Genomic DNA, 13,248 nt, shown 5'->3' on the forward strand with positions numbered 1-13,248 from the left:
TGAAGAGGTATAAAAGTGTCAGGCTTTCGACATTTTATGCCCTAACGAGGTCGTGATAAAAACCTGTCTCCTTCTATTACTTCGTAAGAACTTCTTGCCCTATAGGCTCAAGTCTTGATTATTACTCTAACGCAGCTGCGCCAGCTACAATTTCGGTGATTTCTTGTGTAATCGCGCCTTGACGAGCTCGGTTATAAGAAATCGTCAAGTCACTAATAATATTTTGTGCATTATCAGTGGCGGTTTTCATTGCGGTCATCCCAGCAGCATGTTCTGCTGTTTTCGCATCAATTATTGCGCCATAGATCAAGCTTTCTGCATATTGAGGCAATAAATTATCTAAAATCGCTTCTTCTGAAGGTTCTAAAATATATTCCTGCTCATAGGTTGTTGCTTCGTCTGGATCTAAATCAGAAATCGGTAGCATTTTCTCTACACGAAATTGACTTGTTAGTGAATTGATATGGTGATTATAACAAACATACAACTCATCAAACACTTCATTTTCATACATACTTGTTGCTGTTGAAACAATTTTTCTAACTTCATCAAAACTTGGTTGATCACTTAAACCACGAAGTTCATATGCAACATTTATTCCACGTGCTTTAAAAAAATCTGCGCCAGTTCCGCCGATTGCAACCAAAACATACTCATCTTGCGATTCATGATCATCTGCCATCATTTTCATCGTTTGTTTCAAAATTGAACTATTATATCCGCCGACCAATCCTTTATCAGAGGTGATGACGATATAACCGGTTCTTTTAACTGGACGTGATGTCAGCATCATATGAAAGTTGCCATTTTCTGATGCTTCCCCAGAATTATATGAATCCAATTCTTCCAGATCACTTAATTGAGCAGCAACAAGATGCGTAACGATAGAACGGATTTTTGAGGCGTATTCTTGAAAGCTTCTAGAAGCCGCTTCTGATTTTGTCAATTTAGCACCAGAGACCATCTGCATGGCATTAGTAATTTGACTTGTTTTTTTAGTTGAAGCAATGCGTTGTTTGATTTCATTTAATGAAGCACCCAATTCTTGTCACCTCTCTTACGCATTTTGAATTGATTCAAGTGTATCTTTAGCTGTTGATCCTGTTAAATTAGCAGCATCAAAAATTTCTTTAAATTCGTTGATTGCAGCATCTAGGTCTTCTGATTTTGGCAAGTCTTTCGTTGTGCGGATCGTTTCAAATAATTCAGGATGTTTTCCATCTAAGAAGTCGAATAATTCTGATTCAAAATCCAGAATTTTAGCAACACTGATACTATCTAAAAATCCATGAGTTAACGCATATAAAATCACAACTTGTTTTTCTACAGCGAGTGGTGCGTGTAATTTTTGTTTTAAAATTTCAACTGTACGACGGCCTCGGTTTAATTTGGCTTGTGTTGCCGCATCTAAATCCGAACCAAATTGAGTAAATGCTTCTAATTCACGGTAGCTTGCTAAATCTAAACGAAGCGTACCTGCTACTTTTTTCATTGCTTTGATTTGAGCTGAACCACCAACACGTGATACTGAAAGACCGGCATCAACAGCTGGACGAGTCCCTGCATAAAACAAATCACTTTCTAAGAAAATTTGTCCATCAGTGATTGAAATAACGTTTGTTGGAATATAAGCTGAAATATCTCCGGCTTGGGTTTCAACAAATGGTAGGGCCGTCATTGAACCGCCACCTAATTCGTCACTTAATTTTGCCGCACGTTCTAGCAAACGAGAATGTAGATAGAACACGTCACCTGGGTAGGCTTCACGACCTGGAGGACGGCGTAATAGTAATGATAGTTCACGATAAGCTACCGCTTGTTTTGATAAATCATCAAAGATAATCAAAACATGTTTGCCGTTATACATAAATTCTTCACCCATCGCAGCTCCTGCATAAGGGGCAATGTATAGTAATGGCGCTGGTTGAGAGGCTCCTGCATTTACGATGATTGTATAATCAAGTGCACCATACGCTCTTAAAGTTTCAACTTGGTTACGTACAGTTGATTCTTTTTGACCAATCGCAACATAGATACAAATGACATCTTGCCCTTTTTGGTTGATGATTGTATCAACGGCAATAGATGTTTTACCTGTTTTACGGTCACCGATGACTAATTCACGTTGTCCACGGCCAATTGGTACTAATGCATCAATTGCTTTAAGACCTGTCTGCATTGGTTGATCGACCGATTTTCTTTGCATAACGCCTGGTGCAGCTGCTTCTACTGGACGAGTTTTCGTTGTCTTGATTTCGCCTAATCCATCGATTGGCTGACCTAACGGATTAACAACACGTCCAATCATTGCTTCACCAACTGGAACCTCCATGATTTTACCCGTACGTTTTACTTTATCGCCTTCTCGAATAGTCTCAAAATCACCTAAAATGATAATACCGACATCATTGGTTTCTAGATTTTGCGCCATTCCATATGAACCGTTAGAAAATTCAAGTAATTCTCCACTCATCGCATTTTCTAAGCCATGGGCACGAGCGATTCCATCCCCAACATATGTGACAGTCCCAATTTCTTCGACTGCTAATTCTTGTTGATAATTTTTGATTTGTTCCTTAATCAAGGCACTGATTTCTTCTGCTTTGATAGCCATTCAATTCACCTCTTTATTGTGCTGAACGTTATTTTAATAACAATTCTTGGATTCGTTGTAATTGTTTGTGGATACTACCGTCGATGACTTTATAATTGGCTTCTATGATGACTCCGCCAACGATTTCAGGATCGATTAGATTGATTAAATTAGCTTGTTCGTACCCTAAAAGTTTTGCTGCTTTTTCTTCCATCAGTTGATGTTGTTCTTTGGTTAATGGAACTGCCGTCAAAGCTGTGCCTAAAAGCAAGCTCTTATGTTCATCATAACGTCTTTCATACTCATCGATCATCAATAATAAATCATTCATACGACTATAGTTATAAACAACGTATAAGAAGTTTTCTATTGTTCCTTCAAACCCGCTAACTAATTGTTTCATGATTTCATCTTTTTCGTATGGTTCAAGACGTACATCGCTTAAAATATCGCCTAATTCTGGAACTTCGTGAAAAATTTCTCTAAGTTTTAATAAGTCTTGATAAATGCTGTCGGCTTCTTGTTTTTCAATTGCCAATTCAAACAAAGCTTTACCGTAGCGTTTACCCACTGTGTACTTATCTAGCTTCATTTGACTTACCTAAACCTTCAATATAAGAATTGATCAATGAATCATGTGCATCTGGTGTCAATTCTTTGTTTAAAATTTTCTCTGCAATTTGTAGAGACAAACTCGCTACTTCATCTTTAACAGATGCCAATGCTTCTTCATGCTCTTGAGAAATGTCGAGACGCGCTTTTTCTCGTAAACGTGAAACTTCATCATTGGTTTCTGCTAGGATTTTTTGACGGTTTTGGTCTCCATTCTCTTTCGCATGTTTGATAATTTCTGCTGCTTCTGATTTAGAAGAAAGTAATTTTTGTTGACGTTCTTCTTGTAGTTTAGCAGCTGCGATTCGAGATTGTTCTGCAGAATCTAAATCGTTGGCAATTTTATCTTCACGTTTTTTTAACATATCAGTGATTGCTTCCCAAGCGAATTTCTTGATTAAAAGCATTAAAATTAGAAAAGCGCCACTTACGACAATCATTGTGCCAATTGTTGTACTTGGTCCTGCTTCACCGATTACTAAATGATCTAGCATGAAGTTTCAACTTCCTTTCTCTGCAATTCTCTGCGGTGGTTGGCTACTATTTTTTGTATAGCATAGTTTAGTCCACCTTATTTTAGTGAAAATTTGGATTTTCTTTTAAAATAGGTTACTGTTCATCATCAGCTCTGCCTTTTGGTTAGAACTTTGAAGTAAGCCTGATGTTTTTGGCAATCTTCTTTGTTTTTGGAAAAGCTTGGTGTTTCTTTTTTATAGGTTACTTCTCTCACTTCGTTCGCCAAGTACTGCTCATCATCAGCTCTGCCGAAGGCAGTCGCTGTGATTCGCAGCAAAGAAAGCAGTAACGCGTGGCGTTTTAAAAACTCAGCGTCCTGCCTTCTAAAGGGATTATTTAAGCACTAATAGCAATGCAATAACTACACCTAGAATAGGAACCGCTTCGATTAGGGCTACCCCGATAAACATTGTTGTTCTAAGTTGTCCAGCCATTTCTGGTTGGCGTGTCATTGATTCGATTGTTTTTGAGATAACTTTTCCGTTACCATACGCTGCTCCGACTGCTGCTCCGAAAACTGCGATTGCTGCTGCAATATAATTTAATCCGTCCATTTTTGTTTTCCTCCTAAGAAATAGTTGTTTTTTTATTTAGTGTTTATTCTTCGACTTCAACTTTGTGAGCCATGTAAACCATCGATAGTGTTACGAATATAAATGCTTGAATCGCACCGATAAAAAGTGAAAAGGCTAACCAGATCATTTCTAATGGTATTGCGAGCGGAATCGTCCAGAGTCCTACACTAGATACAAGTCCTGCAATCAATCCAAGTAATACTTCACCGGCAAAAATATTTCCGTATAAACGTAGCGCCAAAGTAAGCAAGTTCGTAAATTCTTCCATTAGCTTAATTGGCATTAGAAAAGATACTGGGCTTAAAAAGCTATTTCTGAAATATCCTTTTAGTCCAAAACGGCTAACACTGAAGAAATGTGTTAACGCAATCATGATCAATGCTAATGTCAACGTAACCATCGGATCGGCTGTTGGACTCTTCCAATACGTATAATCACCGATAGCGACTTTTGTCACTAAACCAATGATATTCGCAACCAAAACGAACATGAACATCGTGAATGCTAGTAGGTGAAAATTTGTTACTTCTTTACTTGGCATATTGTCGGTAATGATTCCTCGAACAAAATCAATAGCATACTCAATTACATTTTGTTTGCCTTTGGGTTTCATTTGAATATTCCTTGTGCAGAAATATACTATCCCAAAGACAATGACACATGTTAACAGAACCATTAAACAAATCGTTCCGTCAAACCAAATTGGCCCAACCTTGAAGAGTAGTGTCTTCTCTTCCAAATTATTTCACCTCTTTTCCAACAAACTTGCGAGAAGCTTACAAGGCTTCTATTTCTTAACCACACGTATCATACCACCAACGATGAATAATTTCAAAAGAATTTCATGAAAATTGGACACTTCTTTTAATATGACAAAATAGTAAAAGAATAAGGTCCAGTTAGTACTTGGCGGTACAATAGTCAGTTACTGAAAAAACGATGAAAACTCATCATTTCCATTACACTCTACCAAATTTTACACCTAAGATAAAGCAAAGAAAATAAATATGCGAAAAAGAATAAAATCAAGTTTAAAATGGTGTCATTTTATTCAAAAAATAAATCAATATAGATACATTAACGTAAATTATTTTTTAGTGTTCTGCTTATTTCACGATTGATTTCTTTTCGTTTCAAATCTTCTCGTTTATCGTATTGTTTTTTCCCTTTGGCTAGACCGATCAACACTTTAGCATACCCATTGCGGATATAAACTTTTAATGGAACGATTGTGATTCCGGTATTTTTTGTTTCAGCAATTAGTTTAGCTATTTGCTTTTTGTGCAGTAATAATTTTCTGGTCCGTAAAGGATCATGGTTGAAAATGTTTCCCTGCTCATAAGGACTGATGTGAACATTGAGCAGATATGCTTCGCCATTTCTAATTCTGGCAAAACCATCTTTTAAATTGATTCGCCCGTTTCGAATTGATTTTATTTCTGTTCCTTGTAGCACAATTCCAGCTTCCATTGTATCAACAACAGTATAGTCATGCCTTGCTTTACGATTTTGGGCAATCAGCTTGCCTTCCCCTTTTGGCATACCCATTCCTCCGTTTTCTATTTTTTCTTCTGTTTTTTCGTCTTTTTCTTTTTCGCTACTTCTTTATAAAATGGTTTTTTGCCTTTTTTCTTGTTTTTCTTTTGCGCAAAAGGTTTCTTATCTGTCTCTTTGCGATCAAACGTGCGTTTTCGGCGACCATCTTGGCGTTTCTTTTGTTTTGGTGCTTCAATTTTTTCGACTTCTTCGGCTTCTAAAAATTCAAAATCGATTTCTCTGGTTTCAGGATCGGCTTTGTCTACTTTGACTTTGACTTTTTGACCGATTTTTAAAGTCATTCCTGTTCGTTCCCCAACAAGAGCCATGTGGTTTTCAATAAAATGGAAATAGTCCTGCTTTAAATTATTGACGTGGATTAAGCCTTCGATTGTATTCGGTAATTCTACAAACAAACCAAAACGCGTCACTGAACTAATAATACCGTCATATTCTTCACCAATTTTATCAGCCATAAATTCAGCTTTTTTCATTGAGTCAACTTCACGTTCTGTTTCAACTGCTCGGCGTTCCATTCTTGAACTGTGGTCGGCAATATCTGGTAAGTCTTGCGCCCATTTTTCTTTTCGTTTTTCAGAGACTTTCCCCTCATAACTACGGATCAAGCGATGAACGATCAAATCCGGGTAACGACGGATTGGTGACGTAAAGTGCGTATAGTATTCTGCTGCTAAACCATAGTGACCATAGTTATCTTCTGAGTATCGTGCTTGTTGCATGCTCCGAAGTAACATTGTATTAATAACTGCTTCTTCTGGTTTGTCAGCGACTTGTTCTAAGACTCTTTGTAAGTCTTTTGGTGTAATATCCGTCTTGGTTCCTTTAACTAAAATACCTAATACCGCTGCAAAATCGAAGAATCGCTGCATTTTTTCTTCTTTTGGTTGTTCGTGGATCCGATAAATAAATGGTAATTTCAATTCATTGAAGTGCTTAGCAACTGTTTCATTCGCTGCTAACATAAAAGATTCAATCAAACGTTCTCCAACGCCACGTGTACGCAGTAAAATGTCATGGGGATGACCTTGTGGGTCCACTAAGACTTTAGCTTCACGATCCTCAAATGAAATTGCTCCACGTTTTTCTCGCATTTGCTCAAGAATTTGATGTAGTTCGCCCATTTCGTTAAACATCGTTACTAACTTTTTATAACGTTTCATTGTTTCTGGCTTTTGTTCTTCTAACATTTCATTGACAGCCGTATAGGTCATTCGTTCAGTCGTTTGGATCACACTTTGGAAGATATCATGATTGACAACATGTCCTTCAGGCGTTATCTCCATCTCACAGCTCATTGTAAGTCTTGGCACATTAGGATTCAGTGAGCAAATACCATTAGACAGACGTTGTGGAATCATCGGTACTACTCGATCAGTTAAATAAACACTCGTTCCTCGTTCATATGCTTCTTGATCCAATTCGCTGCCTTCAGTGACATAATAAGAAACATCTGCAATATGCACGCCTAAGAAATAATTGCCGTTGTCTAATTTACGGACTGTCACTGCATCATCTAAATCTTTAGCGTCTTCCCCATCAATCGTGACGATCATTTGATCACGTAAATCTCTGCGACCTTCCATATCCGCTTCTGAAATAGTGTCTGGTACTTGGTCTGCTTCAGCGATTACTTCATCAGGAAAACTTGTTGGAATACCATGAGCTACGACAATCGACAAAATATCCATGCCTGGATCATTTTTGTGACCGACTACTTTTTTAACGATCCCTTCTAAACTCTTCGGGTATTCTTTTTCAGGATAGTGGGTCACTTCTACAATCACGATACTACCATCAACAGGTTTGATTCCTTGTGCTGCAATATTAAACGTTAAACCTGTCATTTTTTTATCTTTGGGCACAGCATATCCATATAGATCTGATTCGCTTACTTCTTTTTCATCATAAGCGACAAATTCGCCAACGACTTGTGTGATTGCACGTGTTTTGATTTCTACTATTTTTCCTTCAGCCCCTCGATCTGAAAAAGCATCTGCTGGCTGGACGATGTCGATGACAACAATATCGCCATCCATTGCAAAGTTAACAGCTTCTTTTGGAATATAGACATCTGCTTCTTCAGGGTCGATGGTCACAAACCCAAACCCTCGTTCATTCGCACGAAACGTCCCTTCGATATCTCCATTTTTTTGCGGTAAACGAATTTTTCCTTTTTTATTGAATTCTACTAATTTTTCGCGTTCCATTGTTGCAACAGTTTGAACCAACAGCTTAAAATCTGAGCTCTTTTGCAGTTGCAAGCCTTCTGCAATTTCTTCCATGGAAAAGCTTTTTTTTGTATGGTTTTCCATAAAAGATAGGATTCTTTCCTTGATTGTTTGTTTTGTCATTCTTTCTCCTCATTCCAAGACAATGTATTTAAAAATGCCATCACGTCTTGTTCTAATTGTTTATGATCTGGTCCAATTGTCAGCACATGTCCGCTATTTGGATACCAGTTTAATGTAAATCGTGTTTGGGTCAACGCTTGAGCTGTCTGATAGACCCCATGTGGGTCAATCATTTCATCATTTCCAGCTTGGGCCATAAAAACAGGAACTTTAACTTGTCCCAGATTATTTGCTGTTCGTTCTGAAAAAGATTGAATGTCTTTTAATTGAGCGAACGATGCATCTTTGATTTTAACCATTCGCTCTGCTCGTTCTTCTGCTGAGACACCAGCTGTTTTTAGCACCTTGTCAGCGTAAAGGACAAAATTTTCTGGCACCTTATTTTTGACTGGGAAAATGGGTGAGCAGAAAAAGCCTCCACCGATAATGCCTTCTACTTGGCTTGTCAATGCACTCATCGTAAAAATACCACCCATTGAAAGACCAAAGACAGCAATTTGCTGGTACCCTTTATCTTTTAAAAACTGCACGGCATCTCGTGTATCTTGCCACCAATCATTCGTATTTTTTTCCAAAATATCCTCTGGTGCCATGGTTGCGTGCCCAGAAAAATTAGGAGAATATACGGTATAATTTTCTTTCTCTAAAAAACGGCTCAACATCCGAACATCGTTACTACTTCCTGAATAAGCGTGCAACAGTAACACTGCACGGGAACCATTTTGCGTAAATAATGGTTTAGGTAGACTTATTGTTTTCACTATCTGATTCACCTCATTCTCATTTTAGCACATTATTCGTTGAAAACCTTGTGAAAAGAAAGTTCTTGCAAGAACTTTTCAGAGCTCGCATCCATTTTTTAATCAAAGAAAAAAGAGCCTAGGACATAACTAAAAAGGTTATGTTTCAGGCTCTTAGTAACCGAATAAACGGTGGGCGCAGAAGCAACTCCTTCGGAAATAAGCCGAAATTCACAAAAATTTGAAGAGCAATTTTCGTAAATTCCTTCTTATTTCTCGGAGTTAAACACTTCTGTCCCAACCTCTTCAAAGGTCTTACTTTGATGATAATAATACTAAAATAAATAATAGTAACATCCAAACAGCACCAATAATTGCTGTTGCGCGTTGCATAACAGCTTCAAATCCACGTGCTTTTTGTTTACCGAAAAGTTTATCTGCGCCACCTGTAAAAGCACTTGCTGCACTGTTTTGTTTACTTGGTTGCATCATAACGGCAATAACCATCACTACTGATAGAATGATTACAAGTGTTAAAATAAAATTATACATAGTCTAATTCTCCCTTATTCACAAAATACATCTATTATACTTTAGCATATTTTTAATTCAAATACCAGTTCAATTTGAATTCCTTTGATTTTTTTCATCTAAATTGTATGAAAATGTGATCTGTACTTCTTCTTTCAGTACAGATCACATTTTCTATGTTCTTAGAACATCATGGTACTCAGTTTTCTCATCAAACTCTTTTTTGGCAAATGGACATAGCGGAATGATTTTCTTTCCTTCACGACGCGCTTTCTCTACTCCGTTGAAGACTAACTTCTCGGCTAACTTTTGACCTCTATAAGCTGGGTCTACAAACGTGTGATCAATGATCATCATTTTATCTCCGGCATTTGACCATGTCATTTCACCGATTTCTTTGTTGTCGTCATTTAACAATACAAAACGATCTTGTTCTGCTCTGATTTCCATCTTTATTTTCCATCCTTTCGAATGTACTTTAAGGCGCCACTTGGACAGGTATTGATTACACGAATATTTTCTTCAATACCAGCATTGTCAGCAATGATCCACGGTCTGCGCCCTACTTCAAAAACATCTGGATTACCCAAAACACAGTTCCCAATATGAGCGCAAATATCTTTACTATAATAAATATCCAGCTCTTCTCCTAAATATTTACGATAGCCTTGGGCTAAAAGCATTTCTTCTGTTACTGGTTTATCCTTTATTTTGCTACCATCCATGATAGTTCCTCCTTTTTTCCTGAAAGAAACCAATTCGTTCTTTCGTAAAAATGTTGTCTTAAATGACCCTTTTTTTCTTCTTGATTCTTCTACTTTCTTTCCTTTTCTCAACTTCATATATCGCTCTTGTCATAAATAAGGAGATATAGTTAAAGATAGAACGGCTACCTAGAATCAGTGGTAGATAGAAAAGAACATTTCTTGTAAAGAGTGATGTCAACATAAAGAAATCACCAAAGAATAAGAAACACGCAAGAAATGCGACCAATAAAAGCCCAATCATGATTTGTTTTTTCAAATCCAATGGCCGAGCAGCTCTAAGTAACACTTGAAAACCGATACATCCTGTCAACAGCACACACATTGTAGATACATCTTGATGCGATAAATTAAACCACATTCCAGCAAGTTGCAATACTAAAATATTAAAAACTACTGTCAGTGCTCCTGGAACCGAAATTCGCAGTATATTGGTTAAAAAATGGCCTTTGATTCGCTGATAATTCGGCTCTAATGCTAAAATAAACGATGGAATTCCAACGGTTAAGGTGTTGATTGGTGTTAATTGTAACGGCGCAAATGGATATGGCAAGAATAAAAAGATAAATGTTACTGCAAGAATCGCAGAATAGATTGTTTTTACCATATACATTGAAGCAACTCGTTCAATGTTATTGATCACTCTACGACCTTCATTCAACACTTGAATCATTGAACTAAAATCAGAATTCAATAATACCACATCAGACACTGCACGAGCAGCATCACTTCCACTAGCCATTGCTACACTGACATCTGCTTCTCTTAATGAAAGAATATCATTAACACCATCACCGGTCATACATGTTGTATGCCCATTTTGTTTCAAAGCTTGAATCAATTCTCTTTTTTGATAAGGTGTCACTCGCCCAAAAACGGTCGTATTTTCGACTAATTCATTAAAGTTTGCCGAATCAGGAATCGTGCTCATATCAACAAACTTTTCTGCTCCAGTGATTCCTGCTTGTTTCGCTATTTGTGATACAGTGACCGGATTATCACCTGAAATGACTTTTAGCGTTACATCTTGTTTTACAAAATAAGAGAATGTATCCACAGCATTTTCACGAATCGTATCCGCAATGATAAAAATGGCCACCGTCTCTTTTTCTTCCGGTAATGTTGGACTTGTGAGTTCTTCTGAAAAATGAACCAAAATTAGGACACGATCTCCTTGCTCATTATAGGGCGCTAGTTTTTCTCGTAACGCTTCAGGGACGTCCGAGTAAATAAATTCTGGTGCTCCCATAACAAATGATCCTTTTTCTTCAAATGTCACACCGCTCCATTTTCGATCTGAAGAAAATGGAATGACTTCTTTGACATTCCACACAGATTTTTCAAGTGGAAACCTTGTTCTGAGTACTTTAGCTGTAGCATTTTGATCTGATAACCCTGCCATCATTTCGCTCATAGCACGCTCGATTTCACTTGCTGGAAATCCAGCTTGAGGAATCAGTTTTTTAAATGTTAAGGTGCCATCTGTAATAGTTCCAGTTTTATCCAAACAAATCGTGTCCACACGTGCCAGTGTTTCAATACAAGACAAGCGTTGTATCAATGTTTGTTTTCTAGCTAAATTGGCTGCGCCGACAGCAAATGCCACACTTGTCAACAGCATCAACCCTTCTGGGATCATACTGATCAACGCCCCAGAAACACCTAAAACGGATTTTGGAAAAGATTGAGTGGATTGATATTGTGACCAGAATAATAGCAACCCAATCGGAATAATAGCAAAGGTTAATCCTTTGATCAAAAGATTGAGTGAATTCATCAATTCAGACGTCGAACGTTTCTCTGTTTTTGCTTCTTTGGATAACTTAGAAACAAAATTATCTTCGCCGACAGCGTTGATCTTTACAAAACCTAACCCTGAGGTAATAAAACTTCCACTCATGATTTTATCACCGTTTTGTTTCGTGATTTTATCTGATTCCCCAGTCAATAAAGATTCATCGACCTCCATACCATTTGCATGAAGTACGATACCGTCAGAAGGAACTTGATTTCCTAAAGTTAAGACTAGCACATCCCCCAAAACAATTTCGTCTTGAAAAATTTTAACTAGCTTGTTTTCTCTTAAAGCCATTACTTCCGTTTTATTTACGATAGACAATTTATCGATTGTTTTCTTTGCATGGATCTCTTGAATAACACCAATTGCTGTGTTGATAATAATGATCCAAAAAAATAGCGCATTTTTAGGATAACCGACTGCAAAAACTGCCACTGCTAAAAACAAGTTAATAAAATTGAATAATGTCAACGAGTTATCTAAAATAATTTGTTTTGTAGTTCTAGATAGATCTTCCACTTCTTTATTGGTCTTACCTTCAGTATAAAGTTGTTGTACTTCTTGATTGGACAGCCCTTTAATATCGGCTGGTATCCGAATATCACTATCATCGATTTTTGGTGCGTTTTCTTCAGACGAAGAAAACGCTACTTTATCTATCTCTCTTTTTTTCCTAAACAATTTTTTCATCTTTTCAATCACCTTCTTATTCCTTTAGTTAGTACAATTGTAGAATAGTTTATCCACTATTTCAGATAACTAGTTTAATTTTACACTTTTTTTAACCATTTTAACAAAATGAAGGCATGTTAATTTGATTTTAGATGTAAAAAAAGGAAAGACTCCATTTTAGTCTTTCCTTTCACTCCATATTAGAGTGAGACCTGACAGCTGTTTTACCTACACCTAGTATGTCACCATTTCAATCCACTCACTCCATATTAGAGTGAGACGATACTCGTGTGAGACTAGGCATGCCAACACTCTAATTTCAATCCACTCACTCCATATTAGAGTGAGACTTATTATTTTAGACGTGAAAGGTTATAAGAAGTGTATTTCAATCCACTCACTCCATATTAGAGTGAGACGAGAACTTGCAGGAGACATCAACAATCCTAGTTTTATTTCAATCCACTCACTCCATATTAGAGTGAGACCACACGTTTCAGCATATTCTCAAGCTCTTTGAGTGTATTTCAATCCACTCA

General features: G+C 37.2%; 13 protein-coding genes and 1 CRISPR repeat array (1 of these 14 cut by a window edge). All 13 genes read right to left on the reverse strand.

The window, feature by feature from the left end; genetic code table 11:
* Window positions 1–121 precede the first annotated feature (121 nt).
* Complete coding sequence (locus BCR22_RS09305) at window positions 122–1,042, reverse strand: F0F1 ATP synthase subunit gamma (RefSeq protein ID WP_069654652.1); 921 nt, start codon at window positions 1,040–1,042, stop codon at window positions 122–124.
* Window positions 1,043–1,057: 15 nt separating this feature from the next.
* Window positions 1,058–2,614 (reverse strand): F0F1 ATP synthase subunit alpha, encoded by a 1,557-nt coding sequence (gene atpA, locus BCR22_RS09310; protein ID WP_069654653.1) that lies wholly within the window; start codon window positions 2,612–2,614, stop codon window positions 1,058–1,060.
* A gap of 28 nt (window positions 2,615–2,642) precedes the next feature.
* A complete protein-coding gene (atpH, locus tag BCR22_RS09315) occupies window positions 2,643–3,185 on the reverse strand; it encodes an ATP synthase F1 subunit delta (RefSeq protein WP_069654654.1) in 543 nt (180 codons plus the stop codon).
* On the reverse strand, window positions 3,172–3,699 hold the full coding sequence (gene atpF, locus BCR22_RS09320) for a F0F1 ATP synthase subunit B (RefSeq protein WP_069654655.1): 528 nt from the start codon (window positions 3,697–3,699) through the stop codon (window positions 3,172–3,174). Before atpF ends, atpH begins: the two co-directional genes overlap by 14 nt.
* Before the next feature lie 354 nt (window positions 3,700–4,053).
* Window positions 4,054–4,275 (reverse strand): F0F1 ATP synthase subunit C, encoded by a 222-nt coding sequence (atpE, locus tag BCR22_RS09325; protein WP_069654656.1) that lies wholly within the window; start codon window positions 4,273–4,275, stop codon window positions 4,054–4,056.
* Between the two features lie 43 nt (window positions 4,276–4,318).
* Window positions 4,319–5,035, reverse strand: coding sequence for a F0F1 ATP synthase subunit A (atpB, locus tag BCR22_RS09330; protein WP_069654657.1), 717 nt, complete (start codon window positions 5,033–5,035; stop codon window positions 4,319–4,321).
* 338 nt (window positions 5,036–5,373) lie between these two features.
* Window positions 5,374–5,838 (reverse strand): SsrA-binding protein SmpB, encoded by a 465-nt coding sequence (gene smpB / locus BCR22_RS09335; protein WP_010765521.1) that lies wholly within the window; start codon window positions 5,836–5,838, stop codon window positions 5,374–5,376.
* A 17-nt stretch (window positions 5,839–5,855) separates the two neighbouring features.
* Window positions 5,856–8,204, reverse strand: coding sequence for a ribonuclease R (gene rnr / locus BCR22_RS09340; protein ID WP_069654658.1), 2,349 nt, complete (start codon window positions 8,202–8,204; stop codon window positions 5,856–5,858).
* Entirely contained in the window at window positions 8,201–8,968 is a 768-nt protein-coding gene (locus BCR22_RS09345; RefSeq protein WP_069654699.1) for an alpha/beta hydrolase, read from the reverse strand. Before BCR22_RS09345 ends, rnr begins: the two co-directional genes overlap by 4 nt.
* Window positions 8,969–9,259: 291 nt before the next feature.
* Window positions 9,260–9,496: a preprotein translocase subunit SecG gene (secG, locus tag BCR22_RS09350; RefSeq protein WP_010765524.1), complete on the reverse strand. Its 237-nt coding sequence runs from the start codon at window positions 9,494–9,496 to the stop codon at window positions 9,260–9,262.
* Between the two features lie 153 nt (window positions 9,497–9,649).
* Window positions 9,650–9,925 (reverse strand): GNAT family N-acetyltransferase, encoded by a 276-nt coding sequence (locus tag BCR22_RS09355; protein ID WP_069654659.1) that lies wholly within the window; start codon window positions 9,923–9,925, stop codon window positions 9,650–9,652.
* Window positions 9,926–9,927: 2 nt separating this feature from the next.
* A complete protein-coding gene (locus BCR22_RS09360) occupies window positions 9,928–10,200 on the reverse strand; it encodes a (4Fe-4S)-binding protein (RefSeq protein WP_069654660.1) in 273 nt (90 codons plus the stop codon).
* 58 nt (window positions 10,201–10,258) lie between these two features.
* A complete protein-coding gene (locus BCR22_RS09365; protein ID WP_083241804.1) occupies window positions 10,259–12,727 on the reverse strand; it encodes an HAD-IC family P-type ATPase in 2,469 nt (822 codons plus the stop codon).
* Window positions 12,728–12,956: 229 nt separating this feature from the next.
* Window positions 12,957–13,248: a CRISPR direct-repeat array (repeat unit 34 nt; unit sequence ATTTCAATCCACTCACTCCATATTAGAGTGAGAC) (it continues 771 nt past the right edge of the window).

This window comes from Enterococcus plantarum (assembly GCF_001730295.1).
GTDB lineage: Bacteria > Bacillota > Bacilli > Lactobacillales > Enterococcaceae > Enterococcus_L > Enterococcus_L plantarum.